The 18952-nt window shown below is 66.2% G+C and carries 16 protein-coding genes; 11 read left to right on the top strand and 5 right to left on the bottom strand.

Translation table 11 applies throughout. The features are described 5' to 3' along the window. Nucleotide 1 precedes the first annotated feature (1 nt). From RPS27_RS14895 to mdlC, 3 genes are all read left to right on the top strand, one after another. Nucleotides 2–1105: a CaiB/BaiF CoA transferase family protein gene (locus RPS27_RS14895; protein ID WP_212068102.1), complete on the top strand. Its 1104-nt coding sequence runs from the start codon at nt 2–4 to the stop codon at nt 1103–1105. 14 nt (nt 1106–1119) lie between these two features. Next, nucleotides 1120–1971, top strand: a complete 852-nt coding sequence (locus tag RPS27_RS14900) for a MaoC family dehydratase N-terminal domain-containing protein (protein ID WP_212068101.1) — start codon at nt 1120–1122, stop codon at nt 1969–1971. An 80-nt stretch (nt 1972–2051) separates the two neighbouring features. Then, nucleotides 2052–3674: a benzoylformate decarboxylase gene (mdlC, locus tag RPS27_RS14905; RefSeq protein WP_212068100.1), complete on the top strand. Its 1623-nt coding sequence runs from the start codon at nt 2052–2054 to the stop codon at nt 3672–3674. Between the two features lie 13 nt (nt 3675–3687). On the opposite strand, the gene RPS27_RS14910 is transcribed toward mdlC, so the two are convergent. Further along, nucleotides 3688–4464 (bottom strand): SDR family NAD(P)-dependent oxidoreductase, encoded by a 777-nt coding sequence (locus RPS27_RS14910; RefSeq protein ID WP_211418358.1) that lies wholly within the window; start codon nt 4462–4464, stop codon nt 3688–3690. A gap of 78 nt (nt 4465–4542) precedes the next feature. Between RPS27_RS14910 and RPS27_RS14915 the strand changes: the two genes are divergently transcribed. After that, the gene (locus RPS27_RS14915) at nt 4543–4998 is read left to right on the top strand and encodes a MarR family winged helix-turn-helix transcriptional regulator (RefSeq protein ID WP_212068099.1); all 456 of its coding nucleotides are present in this window, start codon (nt 4543–4545) and stop codon (nt 4996–4998) included. 186 nt (nt 4999–5184) lie between these two features. On the opposite strand, the gene RPS27_RS14920 is transcribed toward RPS27_RS14915, so the two are convergent. Both RPS27_RS14920 and trhA read right to left on the bottom strand, forming a co-directional pair. After that, a complete protein-coding gene (locus tag RPS27_RS14920; protein ID WP_212068098.1) occupies nt 5185–5979 on the bottom strand; it encodes an SDR family oxidoreductase in 795 nt (264 codons plus the stop codon). A 66-nt stretch (nt 5980–6045) separates the two neighbouring features. Continuing rightward, nucleotides 6046–6741, bottom strand: coding sequence for a PAQR family membrane homeostasis protein TrhA (trhA, locus tag RPS27_RS14925; protein ID WP_313754097.1), 696 nt, complete (start codon nt 6739–6741; stop codon nt 6046–6048). Nucleotides 6742–6922: 181 nt separating this feature from the next. Between trhA and RPS27_RS14930 the strand changes: the two genes are divergently transcribed. Together RPS27_RS14930 and RPS27_RS14935 are read left to right on the top strand one after the other, a co-directional pair. After that, the gene (locus tag RPS27_RS14930; protein WP_212068096.1) at nt 6923–8392 is read left to right on the top strand and encodes a YcjX family protein; all 1470 of its coding nucleotides are present in this window, start codon (nt 6923–6925) and stop codon (nt 8390–8392) included. Beyond that, a complete protein-coding gene (locus tag RPS27_RS14935) occupies nt 8389–9417 on the top strand; it encodes a TIGR01620 family protein (protein WP_313754098.1) in 1029 nt (342 codons plus the stop codon). Before RPS27_RS14930 ends, RPS27_RS14935 begins: the two co-directional genes overlap by 4 nt. Before the next feature lie 65 nt (nt 9418–9482). Here RPS27_RS14935 and RPS27_RS14940 read toward each other — a convergent pair whose 3' ends face one another. Continuing rightward, entirely contained in the window at nt 9483–11012 is a 1530-nt protein-coding gene (locus RPS27_RS14940; protein WP_212068128.1) for a glycosyltransferase family 39 protein, read from the bottom strand. Between the two features lie 244 nt (nt 11013–11256). Between RPS27_RS14940 and RPS27_RS14945 the strand changes: the two genes are divergently transcribed. The 4 genes from RPS27_RS14945 to RPS27_RS14960 all read left to right on the top strand — a co-directional run bounded on the left by RPS27_RS14945 (nt 11257) and on the right by RPS27_RS14960 (nt 15141). Further along, a complete protein-coding gene (locus RPS27_RS14945) occupies nt 11257–12993 on the top strand; it encodes an adenylate/guanylate cyclase domain-containing protein (RefSeq protein ID WP_212068094.1) in 1737 nt (578 codons plus the stop codon). A 218-nt stretch (nt 12994–13211) separates the two neighbouring features. Beyond that, nucleotides 13212–14411, top strand: a complete 1200-nt coding sequence (locus RPS27_RS14950) for a molybdopterin-dependent oxidoreductase (RefSeq protein ID WP_212068093.1) — start codon at nt 13212–13214, stop codon at nt 14409–14411. 12 nt (nt 14412–14423) lie between these two features. Beyond that, the gene (locus tag RPS27_RS14955) at nt 14424–14732 is read left to right on the top strand and encodes a cytochrome c (RefSeq protein ID WP_194406251.1); all 309 of its coding nucleotides are present in this window, start codon (nt 14424–14426) and stop codon (nt 14730–14732) included. Nucleotides 14733–14940: 208 nt separating this feature from the next. After that, complete coding sequence (locus RPS27_RS14960; RefSeq protein ID WP_008563500.1) at nt 14941–15141, top strand: cold-shock protein; 201 nt, start codon at nt 14941–14943, stop codon at nt 15139–15141. 173 nt (nt 15142–15314) lie between these two features. Here RPS27_RS14960 and RPS27_RS14965 read toward each other — a convergent pair whose 3' ends face one another. Beyond that, on the bottom strand, nt 15315–15776 hold the full coding sequence (locus RPS27_RS14965) for an Lrp/AsnC ligand binding domain-containing protein (protein ID WP_018317238.1): 462 nt from the start codon (nt 15774–15776) through the stop codon (nt 15315–15317). Nucleotides 15777–15890: 114 nt separating this feature from the next. Between RPS27_RS14965 and putA the strand changes: the two genes are divergently transcribed. Then, nucleotides 15891–18890 carry a bifunctional proline dehydrogenase/L-glutamate gamma-semialdehyde dehydrogenase PutA gene (gene putA, locus RPS27_RS14970; RefSeq protein WP_313754099.1) on the top strand — a complete coding sequence of 1000 codons (3000 nt, stop codon included), beginning with the start codon at nt 15891–15893 and terminating at the stop codon, nt 18888–18890. Nucleotides 18891–18952: the final 62 nt, after the last annotated feature.

The raw sequence follows: 18952 nt of genomic DNA on the forward strand, positions 1-18952 counted from the left end.
CATGGGAGCACTGGACGGGATCAGGGTGATTGCGGTCGAGCAGGCGGTGGCGGCGCCGTTCTGCTCCTCGCGGCTGGCGGACGCCGGCGCAGAGGTGATCAAGATCGAGCGGCCCGAGGGCGATTTCGCCCGCGGCTATGACGCGGCGGCCAAGGGCCAGAGCAGCTATTTCGTCTGGCTCAACCGCGGCAAGCAATCCGCCGTGGTCGATCTCACGACCAAGGAAGGCCGCGACGAGCTGGAAACGCTGATCGCAAATGCCGACGTGCTGATCCAGAACCTGAAGCCGGGCTCGATGGACAAGCTGGGATTCTCGCGCGAGCGGCTTTTGAAGGACTATCCGAAGCTGATCTCCTGCACCATCACCGGCTATGGCGACGAAGGCCCCTACGCGCACCGCAAGGCCTATGATCTGCTGATCCAGGCCGAGAGCGGGCTTGCCTCGATCACCGGCAACCCTGATGGCGCCTCGCGTGTCGGCATGTCGATCGTGGACGTCGCGACCGGCGCCACCGCGCATGCAGCGATCCTGGAAGCGCTGATCGCCCGCGGACGCACCGGCAAGGGCGCCGACATCCGCATCTCCATGTTCGACGTGATGGCGGACTGGTGCACCGTGCCGCTGCTCAACTCCGAGGCCGGCAACCCGCCCAAGCGCATGGGCCTGCGCCATCCCTCGATCGCACCCTATGGCGTGTTCACCTCCAGGGACGGCAAGGACATCCTGATCTCGATCCAGAGCGAGCGCGAGTGGAAGACGCTCTGTGCCAAGGTGCTGGATCAGCCGGATCTGCCCGCCGATCCCCGTGTCGCCAACATGGTCGAGCGCGTGCGTAACCGCGACTTCACCGACACGACGGTCGCAAATATCTTCGGCAAGATGACGCGCGACGAGCTCTTGAAGCGGCTGTCGGACGCCGACATCGCCTTTGCCGAGGTCAACACCATGGCCGATCTCACCAACCATCCGCATCTGCGCCGCATCGAGGTCGACACGCCGAACGGGCGCGTCAGCTATCCTGCGCCGGCGCCGATCATCGTCGGCGAGACGCGCAGCTATGGCGCCGTGCCGGCGATCGGCGAGAAGCCAAAGTCGAAGAAGTAACAGAGCGAGGCGTCATGACCGAGAAGCTCGATATCGATCACTTGCGGCAATGGATCGGCCGCAGCACGGAGGCGACCGACATCGTCACCGCGCAGCTCGTCATGGGTTTGCGCGCGACGCTGTTCCAGGACGTCGGCGAACCCCGGAAGGGCGATGCCGCCCCGTTCACCGTGCATTGGTGCCTGGCCCAGCCGGTGTTTCCGATGTCGATGCTCGGGCCCGACGGCCACCCCACCCGCGGCGGCTTCCTGCCGCCGGTGCCGCTGCCGCGCCGGATGTGGGCCGGCGGCGAGATCGAGTTCCTGCAGCCGCTGCAGGTCGGCGATGAATCGACACGGACCTCGCGTATCGCCGATGTGCAGGTGAAGACGGGCTCGACCGGCACGCTGTGCTTCGTCTCGGTCGAGCACAGCATTTCCTCGCCGCGCGGCATCGCGATCCGCGAACGGCAGGACATCGTCTATCGCGAGATGACGAGCAGCGCACCCGCGAGCGGCAAGGCTCCACCTCCGCCGCCGCGGGCGCAGCACCGCGAGACCCATGTCTCCGATCCCGTGCTGCTGTTTCGTTACTCCGCGCTGACCTTCAACGGCCACCGCATTCATTACGACCGCGACTACGTCACCAAGGTCGAGGGCTATCCGGGCCTGATCTTCCACGGACCGTTGCAGGCCGCGCTGATCATCGAGATGGCGGCAAAACTGCGCGGCGGCAAGGCGCCGAAGAAGTTCACCTATCGCGGGCTGCAGCCGCTGTTCGAGGGCGGCGAGTTCTCGGTGAATGCCAACGAGACCGAGGCTGGCATGGAGCTGTGGACTGCGAACGCGGAAGGGCAGCCGACGATGAAGGGGACGGCGGTTTGGTGATAAATACACCGTCATTCGGGGGCGATGCGAAGCATCGCGCCGGAATGACGGCTCAATAAAAGCATTCGGGGACGGAAACCATGGCCAAGAACGGCAAGACCGGCAGCAAGTCCGTCACCGTCAAGCAGGCGACGCTCGACCTGCTGCGTGCCTTCGGCATCACAAAAGTGTTCGGCAATCCCGGCTCGACCGAGCTGCCGTTCCTGTCCGACTGGCCCGACGACATCGACTATGTGCTGGCGCTGCAGGAAGCGTCCGCCGTCGGCATGGCCGACGGCTACGCGCAGGCGACGCGCAATGCGGGCTTCGTCAATCTGCATTCGGCGGCCGGCGTCGGCAACGCGCTCGGCAACATCTACACCGCGCATCGCAACCAGACCCCGCTCGTGATCACCGCGGGCCAGCAGGCGCGCTCGATCCTGCCGCTGCAGGCGTTCCTCTATGCCGAGCGCGCCTCCGAGTTTCCGCGACCTTATGTCAAATACAGCGTCGAGCCGGCGCGGCCCGAGGACGTGCCGGCCGCGATCGCGCGGGCCTATTACACCGCGATGCAGCCACCGTGCGGACCGACCTTCGTGTCGATCCCGATCGACGACTGGGCGCATGCGACCGCGCCGGTGGAAGCGCGCAAGGTCAGCCGCGAGATCGGGCCCGAGCCTGACGCCATGAAGGCGCTGGTCGCGGCGCTCGCCGGCGCAAAGCACCCTGCCCTCGTCGTCGGCCCCGGCGTGGATCGCGCCGGCGCGGTGGACCTGATGGTGCGCGTCGCCGAGAAGGCCAAGGCCAGCGTCTGGGTCAGCCCGTTCTCGGCGCGCTGCTCGTTCCCCGAGCGGCATCCGCAGTTCGCAGGGTTCCTGCACGCCTCGCCCGCGCAGCTCTCCGACGCGCTGCGCGAACACGATCTCGTCGTCGTGATCGGCGCGCCGGTGTTCACCTTCCATGTCGAGGGCCATGCCGCGATCTTCGACGGCGGCGCGACCATCTTCCAGATCACAGATGATGCGGATGCCGCCGCGGTGACCCCGGTCGGCACCAGCATCATCGCCACGATGAAGCCGGCGCTGAGCCAGCTGCTCGAGCTGCTGCCCGAGAGCAAGCGCGCGGCGCCCAAGGGCCGCACGCTGCCGCCGGCGCCGCAAGCGGCCGATCCGCTGCCAGTCGAGTTCCTGCTGCACTCGCTGTTGCAGGCGATGCCGGAGAATACGTCGGTCGTCGAGGAGGTTCCCTCGCATCGGCCGGCGATGCAAAAATTCATGCCGATGCCGGGCCAGGATTCCTTCTACACGATGGCCAGCGGTGGCCTCGGCTATTCGCTGCCCGCCGCGGTCGGCATGGCGCTCGGCAAGCCGAAGCAGCGCACAGTCTGTCTGATCGGCGACGGCTCGGCGATGTATTCGATCCAGGCGCTGTGGACCGCCGCGCAGCGCAAGCTGCCGCTCACCATCGTCGTCATCAACAATTCCGGCTACGGCGCGATGCGCTCGTTCAGCCAGGTAATGCAGGTGCGCAACGTGCCCGGGCTGGAGCTGCCGGGGATCGATTTCGTGCGGCTCGCCGAGGGCATGGGCTGCCATGCCGTGCGGGTGACAAAGGCTGCGGAGCTCGGCGAAGCCCTCGAGCGCGGCTTGGCGCATGAAGGGACGAGCCTCGTCGAGGTCGTCGTGGATTCGGCGGTGCCGGTGCTGTACGGGCAGAAGCATTGATCATGTTGTCGCGCTACGACGCCAGGAATCCCCCGTCCGCCGCCAGCACGTGCCCGACCACATAGGATGACGCATCCGAGGACAGCCACACCACGGCTTCCGCCACCTCCTCCGGGCTGCCCATGCGCCGTAGCGGCAATCCCGCGCTGACCGTTGCGACGTCGCCGACGCCGGCGCGCAGCATCATGTCGGTGACGACGCGGCCGGGCGCGATGGCGTTGATGCGGATGCCGCGCGGGGCGTTCTCCAGCGCGGCCGAGCGCGTCAGCGAGATCGCGGCCGCCTTCGAGGCCGAATAGAGCGAGAAGCCGGGATTGGGATTGCGCACGCCGCTCACCGAGGCATTGACCACGATGCTGCCGCGCCCCTGCGCGAGCATGACCGGCAATTGGTGGCGCAGACACAGGAACAGCGCGCGGACATTGGTGTCGAACACGCTGTCGTAGATATCCGTGCCCTGCTCCTCCAGCGGTGCGCGGCGCTCCTGGAAGCCGGCATTGTTGAAGGCGACGTCGAGACGACCGCAACGTTCGATAGCGGTGCCGACGAGGCGTACGACCTCGTCCTCTCGGGTGATGTCAGTCCGACACGCGATTGCCTCCGCGCCAAGCTCGCGGCACGCTGCGGCGGTCGCCTCGATCTCGGCCTCGCGCCGGCCGGCGACGATGATCGCCGCGGCGCCCTCGGATGCCATCCGCAGCGCGGTGGCGCGGCCGATGCCGCTGCCGCCGCCGGTGACCAGGCAGACCTTGCCCGTCATCCGCATCCCCGTCGGCAAGGCTCCGCTCATGGTCCACTCCAAAAACACTTGCGCGCACCGTTGCGCACATATAGTTGTATGATACAACTATATGCCGGGAGTCAAGGGATGGCCGAGCTTGCGCTGATCGACGACATTCGCGCCGCCTCGCGCCTGATGGTGCGCGAGCTCGGCTTCATGGATGCGACGGTGGCGGCATCGGACTATCCGCCGTCGGCCGTGCACACCATTTTGGAGATCGGCATCCGCGGCCCCATGACCTCGGGAGAGCTCGGCGATTTCCTGCGTCTGGAGAAGTCGAGCGTCAGCCGCCTGGTGCGCAAGCTGATCGACTGCGGCGAGCTGCGCGAGACGCCGGATCAGAATGATGCCCGCAGCAAGCGGCTGTCGCTGACGGCGAAAGGCCAGCGCACGCTGGAGGCGCTGCACGCCTTCGGCCGCCAGCAGGTGCGCGGCGCGCTCGCGGCGCTGACGGAGGCCGAGCAGCGCAAGGTGCGCGAGGGGATGATGCTCTATGCGCGGGCGCTGCGGGCGAGCCGGGAGGAGGATGAGGCGATCGCCTAACCACCGGTGTCGTCCCCGCGAACGCGGGGACCCATACCGCGTGATCTATCGATAAGCGGAGGTGTGTGTACCGCGGGAAGTCACACTACCAGTCTTCGCCCAACTTCTCCCTGGGGTTATGGGTCCCCGCGTTCGCGGGGACGGACACCTGTTATGGGGCGACAGCGTGCCGGCAACTCCCCTATGCTACTTCCCGAACTCTTCCCGCATCCGGGCCTGGATCTTGGCCATGCCGCCGATCCAGCGATCGTAATTCTCGGTCTTCTTGCGCATGTAGCCGAGCACCTGGGGGTGCGGCAGGATCAGGAAGGTCTCCTGCTCGAGACCGGCGAGCACGTCCCTGGCGACCTGCTCGGGGGTGAGGTCGCCGTCGCCGGATTGCGGGCCCTTCGGGATCGAGCGCAGCATGTTGGTGTCGACGCCCTGCGGGCAGAGGATCGAGACCTTGATGTTGTCCGCCTTGTGCGAGATCGCGAGATTCTCGGCAAAGCCGACCGCTGCGTGCTTGGTCGTCGAATAAGCGGGGCTGCCGACCTGCGACAGCAGGCCCGCGGCCGAGATGGTGTTGAGGAAATAGCCGCCGCCGCGCGCCTTCATGCGCGGGACGAGATGCCGCGCCGCATAGACATGCGCCATGACGTGGATCGCCCAGCTGCGCTGCCACGGCTCGTCGGAGGCGCCGCCGGCATTGACCGACATCGGATCGAAGCCGCCGCCGATGCCGGCGTTCGAACAAAACAGATCAATGGGCCCGAACTGCCGCTCGGTCTCCTCGATGACGTGCGCAATGTCCTTTTCCTGCGCGACGTCGCATTTGAAGGCCGCGCCATTCACCATGGCCGCGACCGCCCGCGCATTGGCGGCGTCCATGTCCGCGACGACGACCTTGGCCGCGCCCGCATTGTAAAACGCCTCGCACAGCGCCTTGCCGATGCCGTTTGCGCCGCCCGTGACGACCACGACCTTGCCGGTCACCTGCATGCGACGTCTCCTCTCGTCTTATACCGCTTGAGACCGCGGCCGCTTATTCCGCGGCGCGGAGCCTGCTCAGCTCAACACGAGGTCGAGCACCGCGGTATAATGGCACGCCGCGCCGGCCAAGACAAAGCCGTGCCAGATCGCGTTCTGGAAGCGCAGCCGCCGCCAGGCGTGGAAGATCACGCCAAAACTGTAGAGCAGCCCGCCAGCCAGGATGAGGCCCAGCACCACCGCGGGCAACGCCTGGACCACGGCGTCGTAGAGCATCACGCCGCTCCAACCCATCGCAAGGTAAATGCCGACCGAGACGCGGTCGAACCGGCCGGGATAGAACAGCTTCAGCACGATGCCTGTCATGGCGACGCACCAGACGCCGGCGAGCAGCACCAGCGCGAACCCGCTGTCCTTCACTTCCAGGATGAACGGCGTGTAGGTCGCGGCGATCAACAGATAGATCGCGGAATGATCGAACCGCCGCAGCAGCCATTTGGCCGGCGACACCGGCCAGAGATTATAGGTCGCCGACAGCACCAGCATCGAGAGCAGGCCGGCGACGTAGATCGAGACACCGACGATGTCGGTCGCATCGGCGTAGATCGCCGTCAGCACCACCAGCACCGTCGCGGCAATGAGGCCGGAGAGCACGCCGATCGCGTGAATGATGCCGTCGGCAATGAGCTCGGCGCGGTCGTAGTGCCAGCCGATCACGTCGGCCGCGGCGTGGACAGAATTGGACGCAAGCTCTTTCAGTTGGAAGACGGTCATGGCAATCCGCAAAATGAGGTAATGCCCTCTTCTATGGGTGTTTCGGGACCGGCGCGTCGTTCAAACGGCTGATTTTCCGATAAAGACGGTGGAAGTATGGAGCTTGATTTTCCTCACGCAATTGCCACTTTTGTGATCGGTCTCACACATTTCCGCCCGCCTACGGTCCTTCAACGTTCACATGGCATTCAGTTTCCAGGATATGGTCGAAGAAGCGCGCTTGTCCGCGCAGGCGCTGATCGACTATGGCGAGCACTTCTTCAACCCGACGGTGCGGCTCGGGGTGACCGGCCTGTCGCGCGCCGGCAAGACCGTGTTCATCACTGCGCTGATCCACGGCCTCACACGCGGCGGCCGATTTCCGGTGTTCGAGGCCTATGCCTCGGGCCGGATTGCGCGAGCGCATCTGGCGCCGCAGCCCGACGATGCCGTGCCGCGCTTTGCCTATGAGAGCCATCTGCGCGCGCTGGTCGAGGAACGGCGCTGGCCGAACTCGACCGTCGACATCAGCGAGCTCCGCCTCGTCATCGACTATCAGCGCCCGAACGGCGCCGACCGCACGCTGACGCTCGACATCGTCGACTATCCCGGCGAATGGCTACTCGACCTGCCGCTGCTGCAGAAGAGTTTCGAGCAATGGTCGGCGGAAAGTCTTGCGCTGTCGCGCGAGGCGCCGCGCGCGCATCTTGCGGGCGAATGGCACGCGCATCTCGCAACGCTCAAGCCCGACGCGCGCGAGGACGAGCAGGCGACGCTCACCGCGGCGAAGCTGTTCACCGATTATCTGCGCGCCTGCCGCGACGAGCGCTTCGCGATGAGCCTGCTGCCGCCCGGCCGCTTCCTGATGCCCGGCAATCTCGCAGGCTCCCCCGCGCTGACCTTTGCGCCGCTCGACGTGCCCATCGGCGGGCAGGCTGGCGAGGGATCGCTGTGGGCGATGATGGTGCGCCGCTTCGAGGCCTACAAGGACGTCGTGGTGCGGCCGTTCTTCCGCGATCATTTTGCCCGGCTCGATCGCCAGATCGTGCTGGCAGACGCGCTGTCCGCGTTCAACTCCGGTCCCGAAGCGCTGCATGATCTCGAAGCCGCGCTCGCCGGCATTCTCGATTGCTTCAACATCGGCCGCAGCACGATCCTCTCCAGCCTGTTCCGGCCGCGCATCGACCGCATCCTGTTCGCGGCAACCAAGGCGGACCATCTGCATCATTCCAGCCACGACCGGCTGGAGGCGGTGCTGCGCCGCGCCGTCTCGGGTGCCGTCGCGCGCGCGGAGACGACCGGCGCTTCCATCGACGTGGTGGCGCTGGCCGCGGTGCGTGCCACGCGGGAGGCGCAGGTCGCGCGCGGCCGCGACAAACTACCGTCGATCCTGGGAACGCCGGCCGCGGGCGAAAGTGCCGGCGGCGAGTTCTTCGACGGCAATACGGAAGTGGCGACCTTTCCGGGCGACCTGCCGCTCGATCCCGAGCCGCTGTTCAACGGCCGTGATGCGTTCCGCGGCCTCTCCACCGAGACTGCCGGCAAGAGCGATTTCCGCTTCCTGCGCTTCCGTCCGCCAAGGCTCGAGCCCGAGGGACATAGCGAGCCCGCGCTGCCACACATCCGCCTCGACCGCGCCTTGCAGTTCCTGATCGGAGACAAGCTCGCATGAACGACCGATCCCAACCGCGGCGGCCGGCGACGTTCCGGCTCGACGATCCCGGCGTCGTCGTCACCGAAGCCGACGAGACCAGCCGGCTCAGCCGCGCCACCATCCAGATCACGGCGGAGCACGATCCGCAGGCGCTGCCCGTGCCGATCGCGGCCGCGCTGCCGGCGCGGCGTGGCTTTCCCTGGGGCACGCTGTTCTGGTCTGGACTTGCCGGTCTGACGCTGCTCGGCACCGGGCTCGGCGTGGTCCATCTGGTCGAGGATCTGTTCGCCCGCAGCGAGACGCTTGGCTTCGTCGGCCTCGCCTTCGCCTCCGTCACCGCGCTGGCGCTGGCCGTCGTGATCGGGCGCGAGGCGTTCGGCCTTGCGCGCCTCGCAACGATCGAGAAGCTGCATGCGCGCGCAGCGGCCGTGCTTGCCAACGACGACCGCAAGGAGAGCCGCGTCATCGTGCATGATCTGCTCAAGATTGCGCACCAGAACCCGCAACTGGCGCGCGCCCGCGCCACGCTTGAGAGCCACACCGGCGAGATCATCGACGGCGCCGACATGATCCGGCTCGCCGAGCGCGAGCTGATGTCGCCGCTGGATGCAGAGGCGCGGCGTCTGGTGTCGTCTGCCGCGCAAAAAGTTTCGATCGTCACCGCCGTGAGCCCGCGTGCGGCGATCGACGTGCTGTTCGTGTTCGTCGCCGCGCTGCGCCTGATCCGCCAGCTCGCCTATCTCTACGGCGGCCGTCCCGGCGCGCTCGGCATGATCCGCCTGCTGCGTCATGTCATCGCCCATCTCGCCATCACCGGCGGCATGGCCGCGAGCGACAGCCTGGTGCAGCAGATGCTCGGCCATGGCATCGCGGCGAAGCTGTCGCAACGGCTCGGCGAAGGCGTGCTGAATGGATTGCTGACGGCGCGGCTGGGGCTGGCCGCGATCGACGTCACGAGGCCGCTACCGTTTGCGGCGCTGCCGCCGCCGAAGCTGTCGGATCTGGCGAGCGATCTGCTGCGGAAGAAGGATGGGGAGGAGTAGCATCTCGCCACGCGCTCGCTGTCCCCTTTCCCCTTGTGGGAGAAGGGAAAGCGGAGTGTGCCGCTCTATCCGAGCGAACGCTCTTCGAACTCGCCCGCCAGCACCTTCCACTGGAACAGCGGCGAATCCTTTGGTGGTGACAAGTCCGGGGTCCAGCCGGAAAGCTTTTCAATCGCGTAGGTGTCCATCACGAGGCCGCGCCAGCGCCGTTCGACCTTACCGAGCTGTTCGCGTTTCGCCGGGATGTTCTCCCACAGCGACGACCGGTTGTCCGGCTCACGGCCGACATAGATGCCGGCGTGCCCCCTGATCCTGTCCATGCCGGGATCGGCAAAGTCCTGGAAGCGGCCGCGCTCGTTGATCTCGATGACGGGCACGCGCCCCCTGAACAGCCAGCGCATCATGGCATAGGTGCGATAATCCGTGGTGGCGATCCAGGTCGCGCCGGTTTCGTCGAGCGCCGCCTGCGCGCGCGCGGCGACCTGCTCATAGCCGGCCTCAGCGCCAATCGGATCCATCTTGCCGAGCAGATTCCACGGCGCGACGACGTAATAGATTAACACGATGACGACGAAGGCGATGCCGGTGGTGACGGCCGTCCTCGCCCAGAACAGCGACGATCTCAGCATGCGCGACGACCAATCCTCCTTCATCATCGCTGCGAGGTTCACGGCGGCAGCGGCGAAGCCGACCGGCCACATGAACATCGGCCAGGTATCGCCGACCCGCAGCGTGGTCGACTTGAAGAGGAAATAGAGGAATGGCACCAGCACCGCCGTCGACAGCAGGATCGCGGCCGGCTCGCGCGTGCGGGCGCCGCGCCATGCCGTCAGCACCAGTCCGGTCAGCACCACCGGCAACATGACGAAACCGACCAGGCCGAATTGCAGGCCGATGTAGTCGCCAATCGTCCGCAGAGAGATTCCGTAATTGGCGGTGGCGCGCACGCCCTGGAAACGGAACGAGGCCCAATCGTGCTGCACGTTCCAGATCAGCACGGGCGAGAACACCAGGATTGCGACCAGCACGGCGAGATAAGGATACGGACTGCGCAACCAGCGCCAGCGCCAACCCGGTACCAGCAGAAAGGCGGCAACCGCCGGCGCGAACATGATCGCCGTGAATTTCGACAGCATCGAGAGGCCGGCGAACAGGCCGGCCGCCAGCCACCAGCGTCCGTCGCCGCTCTGCGCCAGCCGTACCAGCGACCACATCATCGCCACCGCAAATGGGATCATGGCGACATCGGGCGCGACCTTGGCCATCAGCAGGCCGTAATAGAGCGCGGCCTCCGGCATCAGCACCGCGAGCACGATCGCGCGCACATCGTGGGTGAGGCGGCGGACGATGTCGGCCAGCAGCAGCTGCGTCAGCAGCATCGCGACGATCCCGCCGAAGCGGACCCCGAGCGGCGTGTCGCCGAAGATCGCGGTGCCGAAGCGGATCAGCCAGGCAATGCCCGGGGGGTGATCGAGGAAGCTGAGCGCGCCCTCCTTGGACCAGGTCCAGTAATAGGCTTCGTCGGTGCGCAACTCGATCGCGGAGGCGTAGACGATGCGCAGCAGCGTCATCGCGGCGATGACGAGCACGGCCATCAGGATGAGACGGCGGTCGGAGCCGCCGGGCTTCACGGAGATATCGGGAGCGATCGTCACGGCCGCGCTTTTCGCCAACCTGGGAGGGGGAGTCAATGCGGGGGCAGCACAGCGGTGGGTGTGGCGGGCGCCTTCACCCCCTACGGTTTCGTAACCTTGCGCGCATGTGATCCCGCCAGCTGTCCACCCCGGGAATTTAGCGCTACGCTGGCTGTTCTCCTTGGTGAACAGATACAACCGAATCATGGCCGCCACCGCATCTTCACGATTTTCCGAGCTTTCCCGCGCGACCAGCGTGCGGCAGGTGCGGCTCGTCTGCGGCTTGGTCCTGTTCTCTTATGTGATCAGCCATTTCCTCAACCATGCGCTCGGCAACATCTCGGTCGAGGCCATGGAGGCCGGGGTCTATTACCACACCGCCTTCTGGCAATTCCTGCCCGTTTCGATCGTGTTCTACTCCGCGGCGCTCACGCATATGGGCCTCGGCATCTACGCGCTGTACCAGCGCCGCCAGTTCCGCTGGCGGACGGTCGAGCCGCTGCAGCTCGTACTGGGCTTGAGCATCCCCGCGCTGGTCATGGCGCACGTGGTCGGGGTGCGGCTCGGCTACACGCTGTACGATCACCAGAAGCTCTATCCGCAGGAGCTGTATCTGTTCTTCGTCGCCGCGCCCGGCCGGCTCTGGCAGATGACGATCCTGCTGCTCGTTGCCTGGGTGCACGGCTGCATCGGCATTTTCTTCTGGCTGCGCCTCAAGCCGTTCTTCACGCGCGCGGCGCCCTATCTGCTCGCCGCCGCCGTGCTGATCCCGACGCTGTCGCTGCTCGGCATCTATCAGGGCGGCCGCAACGTCGCGTACGAAGCCGATGACGGGGAATGGCGCACGCACAATCTCACGCGCCGCCAGGTCGGCACCACGGCCGAGGCCGCGACGCTCGATCGCATCACCGGCGCCTTCACCATGACCTATTTCGGGCTGCTGGGCCTGGCGCTGGCGGCGCGCGGCGTGCGCGCCTGGCGCGAGCGGCGCGGCGGCATGATCGCGCTGTCCTACGGCAACGGCAAGACCGTGCGGGTCCCCAAGGGCCTTTCCGTGCTGGAAGCAAGCCTGCGCCACAATATGCCCCATGCCAGCGTCTGCGGCGGCCGCGCCCGCTGCTCGACCTGCCGCATCCGCGTCATCGGCGATCATGCCACCCTGCCCGAGCCGTCGCAGCGCGAGGCCTTCGTGCTGACCCGCGTCGGCACCAACGATCCCTCGATCCGGCTGGCCTGCCAATTGCGGCCGACGTCGGATCTCTCCTTCTTCCAGCTCTTCACCCCGCAGACATCGTCGGCGAGCGCGCACGCCTCGGCCCCGGCGAGCATCGGCCAGGAGCGCTATCTCGTCAGCCTGTTCGTGGACATGCGCGGCTCGACGCAGCTTGCCGAAAAGCGGTTGCCGTTCGACACCGTGTTCATCGTCAACCGCTTCCTCGGCGCGGTGTCGCAGGCCGTGATCGAGAATGGCGGCCAGCCGAACCAGTTCGTCGGCGACGGCATGCTGGCGCTGTTCGGGCTGACGGCCGATCCGCAAACCGCCTGCCGGCAGGCCCTGAAGGCGGCAAGCGGCATCGCCACCCATATCGACGAGCTGAACCAGCTCCTGAGCCATGACCTGCGCCAGCCGATCCGCTTCGGCATCGGCATTCACGGCGGCGAGGTCATCATCGGCGACATCGGCTATCGCGATCACATCGTCTTCACCGCGCTCGGCGATGCCGTCAACGTCGCCGCCCGCCTGCAGGACATGACCAAGACGCTGGCCTGCGAGGCGATCGTCTCGGACGAAATCCGAAGCACGGCGGGCCTCGCCGACGATGCGTTGCCGCACCAGGAGGTCGCGATCCGCGGCCGCGACGAGCCGATGGCGGTGCGCGTGGTGGCGGATGCGCGGGAGCTGGCAGCGCTGGTCGACCGCAGCGAGCGCGTCGCGGCGTGATGTTGGCCTCTCCCCGCAAGCGGGGCGAGGGAGCACACCGCCGTCGCGGCTATGCTTTCGTTCTGTCTCGGCACGGGCGTAACACCGGCCTGCTGCAACGCAGCGGCATGGGCCTGCTGCGAAAGCACGAATTGACTTCGCCGGGATCGTTGCGACAGATGAGCGCGGGTCCGCGGTGATGACCGCAGGCCGAAGAAAAGCTCCGGGAGGGGACGAGAATGTTCGACCGACGCGACCTGCTCAAAGGAGCGGGGCTTGCCGCCATGGCGGCCACACTGAATTCCACCAAGGCATTGGCCCTCGACACCGTCACGTTGCCCTTTGCCAATGGCGAACGACCGCTGGTGAAATATCCGCAGAAGCGGCCGATGATCGGCCTGACCAGCCGGCCGCCGCAGCTCGAGACGCCGTTTGCGATCTTCAACGACGGCCCGATCACGCCGAATAATGCGTTCTTCGTGCGCTATCACCTCTCCGACCTGCCCTACAATCTCGATCCCGACAAGTTCGCGCTCGAGGTCAAGGGCAAGGTCGACAAGCCGCTCAAGCTGTCGCTGAAGGACATCCGGAAGATGAAGGCGACGGAGATCGTCGCCGTCGCGCAGTGCTCCGGCAACAGCCGCGGCTTCTTCGAGCCGCGCGTCGCCGGCGGCCAGCTCGCCAACGGCGCCATGGGCTGCGCGCGCTGGCGCGGTGTGCCGCTGAAGGCGGTGCTGGAGATGGCCGGCGTGCAGAGCGGCGCCAAGCAGGTCACGTTCAACGGCATGGACGGCCCGGTCAGCGACAAGACGCCCGACTTCATCAAGGCGCTCGACGTCGACCACGCCCGGGACGGCGAGGTGATGCTGGCCTACGGCATGAACGGCGAGGACTTACCGTTCCTCAACGGCTTTCCGCTGCGCCTGATCGTGCCCGGCTATTACGGCACCTACTGGGTCAAGCATCTCAACGAGATCAACGTCGTCGACAACGTCTATGACGGCTTCTGGATGAAGTCGGCCTATCGCATTCCCGATACACCTGACAATTCGATCGAACCCGGCACCGCGCCGAAGGCGACGATCCCGATCAATCGCTTCACCATCCGCTCCTTCATCACCAGCGTGCCTGACGGCGCCAAGCTGAAGGCCGGCGCTGTGACCCTGCGCGGCATCGCCTTCGACGGCGGCAAGGGCATCAAGGAGGTCCAGGTCTCCACCGACGGCGGCAAGAGCTGGGTGAACGCCAAGCTCGGCAAAGATCTCGGCAAATACGCCTTCCGCGAATGGAAGCTGCCGGTGAAGCTCGCGGCGGGCAGCGTTGAGCTCAAGGTGCGCGCCACCGGCAATGGCGGCGAGACGCAGCCGGACACGCCACGCTGGAACCCGGCGGGTTATCTACGCAACGTCGTCGAAACCACCCGCGTGACCGTGGCCTGAGGGAGAATGATCATGCAGCGCACCGTTCTCCTCGCCGTCTCACTCGGCCTCGCCGCTTGGGTGGGTTCGGCACTGGCCGCGCCGGTCAATTACAAGACCCCTGACGAGGTTGCGGCGTTCAAGCCGGGCCCCGATCTCGAAGTCGTCAAAGGTAATTGCAGCGCCTGCCACTCGGCGGACTACATCAAGACGCAGCCGCCGATGAAGGACAAGAAGGGCTTCTGGCAGGCCGAGGTGACCAAGATGATCAAGGTCTACGGCGCGCCGATCGACGATGCCGATGTCGGCAAGATCGTCGATTACCTGGCCGCGACGTATTGACCGACGGCGCGCGGCCCTCCGGCCAATTGACCGCGAAACGGGCAAAACCGGCAAAAGCGCCGCGAAGTTGAGCGGAATTCGGCAAAATGCCGATGTGGTTTGAGCTACCAAGCCCGCCACATTCCGCGTATCCTGTTAGGACCGAACCGGCCGGTTGGCGGGGACTGGCGGTTCGCGATCTCGGAGGAAGACCCGCGGAGAAGTCGTGATGGCTAAAGGTACGGTCAAGTGGTTCAACCCGACGAAGGGTTATGGATTTATCCAGCCTGCGTCGGGTGGCAAGGATGTGTTCGTGCATATCTCGGCAGTGCAGAAAGCCGGTCTGTCGACCCTGAACGAGGGACAGACGGTGGAATACGAAGAGATCGCAAACCGGGGCAAGACTTCCGCAGAGAACCTCAAAGTATAAGCCCGCCAGCCTTTGCTGCCTCCCGGAGCACCTTCCGGGAGCGGGCCAAGAAAATTTCAGAAGACGGCAAGTGCATTCGACGACAGGCGTTGCGATTGCACGAGGATAGCTATTTTTCCTGAGAAGACCGCTTGTTCAACGCCCGCAGCAATGACAATCGCGACGACATGTCGTCAGCCCACCGGCAACGGTGCGTCGCGCTTGATCTCTTCCATCACCGCATAGGTCCGCGTCTCGCGCACGCCCGGCATCGACAGCAGGGTCTCGCCGAGAAAGCGTCGATACGCCGCCATGTCGGCAAGCCGCGCCTTCACAAGATAGTCGAAGCCGCCGGCAACCATGTGACACTCCAACACCTCGGGCGCGAGCTTCACCGCACGCGCAAACCGCTCGAAATTGTCGGGCGTGGTCTTGTCCAGCAGCACTTCGACGAACACGAGGAGGCCAAGGCCCAGGCGATGCGGGTTGAGCCGCGCGCCATAGCCTTCGACAAAACCCTCGCGCTGCAGGCGCTTCAGTCGCTCGCCGATCGAGGTCGGCGACAGCCCGATGCGCTCGGCGAGCTCGACATTGGCGATCCGCCCATCCTCCTGCAAAATCGAGAGGATTTTCCGGTCGATTCGATCGAGTTCCATATCTTATGAGGCCAATAGGTACTTGAACTTCATTTTTTAAGGTAAATTTGCTAGATTGTCTATCGAACTGCGGTAACGCGGGCTTTATCCTGGATTTCAGCCACAGGACACGCCATGCCGAACATCCCGCCTGCCTTCACTGCCCCCTACGCGCCAGACGATGCCGAGATCGCAGCCAAGCTGTTGCCGGCATCGCATCTCGGTCCGCCGCAGGAGGCGCGGATCGACCGCACCGCGACGCGGCTGATCGAGGCGGTCCGCAAGCGCGACGACCGGCTCGGTGGGGTCGAGGACATGCTGCGGGAGTTCGCGCTATCGACCAAGGAGGGCCTCGCCTTGATGGTGCTGGCCGAGGCGCTGCTGCGCGTGCCCGATGCGCACACCGCCGACCAGTTCATCGAAGACAAGCTCGGCGAGGGCGATTTCATCCACCACGAGACCAAGTCAACCGCGTTCCTGGTCAATGCCTCGGCCTGGGCGCTCGGCCTGTCGGCGCGGGTGATCCAGCCCGGCGAGACGCCCGACGGCACCATCGGCCGCCTCGTCAAGCGGCTCGGCGCGCCGGCGGTGCGCACCGCGACGCGCCAGGCGATGCGGCTGATGGGCAACCATTTCGTGCTGGGCGAGACCATCGAGCAGGCGCTGGAGCGGGGCCGGCCCCGCTCCGGCCAGAAGCCGCGCTATTCCTTCGACATGCTCGGCGAAGGCGCGCGCACGGCGGCGGACGCGAAGCGCTATTTCGACACCTATGCCAGCGCGATCGAGACCATCGGCAAGGCGGCCGGCGATCGCCCCCTGCCCGACCGGCCCGGCATCTCCGTCAAACTCTCGGCGCTACATCCGCGCTTCGAAGCGATTAGCCGCGACCGCGTGATGGCCGAACTGGTGCCGCTGCTGCTGGACCTTGCGCAACGCGCCAAGGCCCACGACCTCAACTTCACCGTCGACGCCGAGGAAGCCGACCGGCTGGAGCTGTCGCTCGACGTGATCGCGGCAACGCTCGCCGATCCCTCGCTTCAGGGGTGGGACGGATTTGGCCTTGCGATCCAGGCCTATCAGAAGCGCGCCAGCGCGGTGATCGACTATGTCGATGCACTCGCGCGCGCGCATGACCGCAAGCTGATGGTACGCCTCGTCAAGGGCGCCTATTGGGACACCGAGATCAAGCGCGCGCAGGAACGCGGGCTCATTGGCTATCCCGTGTTCACGCGCAAGGCGATGACGGATCTGAACTACGTCGCCTGCGCGGCGAAGCTCTTGGCCTTGCGGCCGCGCATCTTCCCGCAATTCGCCACCCACAACGCGCTGACCGTCGCGACCGTGCTGGAGCTCGCGAAAGACGGCGGCGGCTTCGAATTCCAGCGCCTGCACGGCATGGGCGAAGCGCTCTACGAGCAGCTCGCCAAGGATCATCCCGAGATCGCCTACCGCACCTATGCGCCTGTCGGCAGCCATCGCGACCTGCTCGCCTATCTGGTGCGGCGGCTGCTGGAGAACGGCGCGAACTCGTCGTTCGTGGCGCAGGCCGCCGATTATCGGGTGCCCGTGACGGCGCTGCTGCAACGTCCGGCGGATGCTGTTCTCCGGCCGCAAGCGGCGGCCCATCCCAAGATTCCGCTGCCCGGCGATCTCTTTGCGCCGGAGCGGCGCAATTCACGCGGCGTCGAATTCGGCGCACGCTTAGCGCTCGACCAATTGCTGGCAAGTGTCAGAGCCGAGCCGGCCGACCTCAAGCCGATCACCGACGCCACGCCGGATCAGGCCAACGCAGCGGTCGCCGCGGCACGCGCCGGCTTTGCCGCGTGGAGCCGGACGCCCGCAGGCACACGCGCGGCGGCGCTGGAGCAGGCCGCGCATCTTATGGAGAGCCGCAGCGCCCATTTCATCGCGCTCTTGCAACGAGAAGGCGGCAAAACGCTCGACGATGCGCTGTCGGAGCTGCGCGAAGCGGCCGATTTCTGCCGCTATTATGCTGCGCAGGGGCGAAAACTGTTCGGCGCTGATACCGCGATGCCCGGCCCGACCGGCGAGAGCAATGCGCTCGCGATGCGCGGCCGCGGAATCTTCGTCGCGATCTCGCCGTGGAATTTTCCGCTCGCGATCTTCCTCGGCCAGGTCACGGCCGCCCTGATGGCCGGCAACGGTGTGGTGGCAAAGCCGGCCGAGCAGACGCCGCGCATCGCGCGCGAAGCCGTCGCCCTGCTGCACGAAGCCGGCATTCCCAGGAGCGCGCTGCACCTCGTCACGGGCGACGGCAAGATCGGTGCGCTGCTGACGGCACACCCTGACATCGCCGGCGTCGTCTTCACCGGCTCGACCGAGGTCGCACGCCTGATCAACCGGACCCTCGCCGCCAAGGATGGACCGATCGTGCCGCTGATCGCCGAGACCGGCGGCATCAACGCCATGATCGCGGATGCCACTGCGCTGCCCGAGCAGGTCGCCGACGACGTCGTGACCTCCGCCTTCCGCTCCGCCGGTCAGCGTTGCTCGGCGCTGCGGCTGTTGTTCGTGCAGGAGGACGTCGCCGACCGCATGATCGAGATGATCGCGGGCGCCGCGCGCGAATTGAAGATCGGCGATCCCTCCGACATCGCGACCCATGTCGGCCCTGTCATCGACATGGAAGCCAAGCAGCGCCTCGAGGCGCATGTCGCGCGAATGAAGAGCGAGGCAAAGCTGCACTTTGCAGGCCACGCGCCGGACGGCTGCTTCGTCGCGCCGCACATCTTCGAGCTCCGAGAGGCCGGCGAGCTCACCGAGGAGGTCTTCGGTCCGATCCTGCACGTCGTGCGCTATCGTGCGGAGAACCTCGAGCGTGTGTTGCAGGCCATCGAACGCACCGGTTACGGCTTGACCCTCGGCATTCACTCCCGCATCGACGACACGATCGAAGCCATCATCGACCGTGCCCAGATCGGCAACATCTACGTCAACCGCAACATGATCGGTGCCGTGGTCGGCGTGCAGCCGTTCGGCGGCAACGGCCTGTCCGGAACCGGCCCCAAGGCCGGCGGCCCGCACTACCTCGCCCGCTTCGCGACCGAGCAGACGGTGACGATCAACACGGCGGCCGCTGGCGGCAATGCGGCCCTGCTTGCGGGGGAGGAGTGAGGCCCTGCGCCAGGCGCCGTTGCATCCCGGCAAAACATCGGTCTAATGCTCCCAACACCAGC

The sequence above is a fragment of the Bradyrhizobium sp. WYCCWR 12699 genome (assembly GCF_032144035.1).
Lineage (GTDB): Bacteria > Pseudomonadota > Alphaproteobacteria > Rhizobiales > Xanthobacteraceae > Bradyrhizobium.

Bases quoted from the DNA above. Each gene is read 5' to 3' on its own strand.
- RPS27_RS14930 (WP_212068096.1), top strand. From the start codon at position 6,923: ATGGCATTCAGTTTCCAGGATATGGTCGAAGAAGCGCGCTTGTCCGCG.
- RPS27_RS14900 (WP_212068101.1), top strand. From the start codon at position 1,120: ATGACCGAGAAGCTCGATATCGATCACTTGCGGCAATGGATCGGCCGC.
- RPS27_RS14910 (WP_211418358.1), bottom strand. From the start codon at position 4,464: ATGAGCGGAGCCTTGCCGACGGGGATGCGGATGACGGGCAAGGTCTGC.
- RPS27_RS14895 (WP_212068102.1), top strand. From the start codon at position 2: ATGGGAGCACTGGACGGGATCAGGGTGATTGCGGTCGAGCAGGCGGTG.
- RPS27_RS14945 (WP_212068094.1), top strand. From the start codon at position 11,257: ATGGCCGCCACCGCATCTTCACGATTTTCCGAGCTTTCCCGCGCGACC.
- RPS27_RS14920 (WP_212068098.1), bottom strand. From the start codon at position 5,979: ATGCAGGTGACCGGCAAGGTCGTGGTCGTCACGGGCGGCGCAAACGGC.
- trhA (WP_313754097.1), bottom strand. From the start codon at position 6,741: ATGACCGTCTTCCAACTGAAAGAGCTTGCGTCCAATTCTGTCCACGCC.
- RPS27_RS14950 (WP_212068093.1), top strand. From the start codon at position 13,212: ATGTTCGACCGACGCGACCTGCTCAAAGGAGCGGGGCTTGCCGCCATG.
- RPS27_RS14965 (WP_018317238.1), bottom strand. From the start codon at position 15,776: ATGGAACTCGATCGAATCGACCGGAAAATCCTCTCGATTTTGCAGGAG.
- RPS27_RS14960 (WP_008563500.1), top strand. From the start codon at position 14,941: ATGGCTAAAGGTACGGTCAAGTGGTTCAACCCGACGAAGGGTTATGGA.
- RPS27_RS14915 (WP_212068099.1), top strand. From the start codon at position 4,543: ATGGCCGAGCTTGCGCTGATCGACGACATTCGCGCCGCCTCGCGCCTG.
- putA (WP_313754099.1), top strand. From the start codon at position 15,891: ATGCCGAACATCCCGCCTGCCTTCACTGCCCCCTACGCGCCAGACGAT.
- RPS27_RS14935 (WP_313754098.1), top strand. From the start codon at position 8,389: ATGAACGACCGATCCCAACCGCGGCGGCCGGCGACGTTCCGGCTCGAC.
- RPS27_RS14940 (WP_212068128.1), bottom strand. From the start codon at position 11,012: ATGGCCGTGCTCGTCATCGCCGCGATGACGCTGCTGCGCATCGTCTAC.
- RPS27_RS14955 (WP_194406251.1), top strand. From the start codon at position 14,424: ATGCAGCGCACCGTTCTCCTCGCCGTCTCACTCGGCCTCGCCGCTTGG.
- mdlC (WP_212068100.1), top strand. From the start codon at position 2,052: ATGGCCAAGAACGGCAAGACCGGCAGCAAGTCCGTCACCGTCAAGCAG.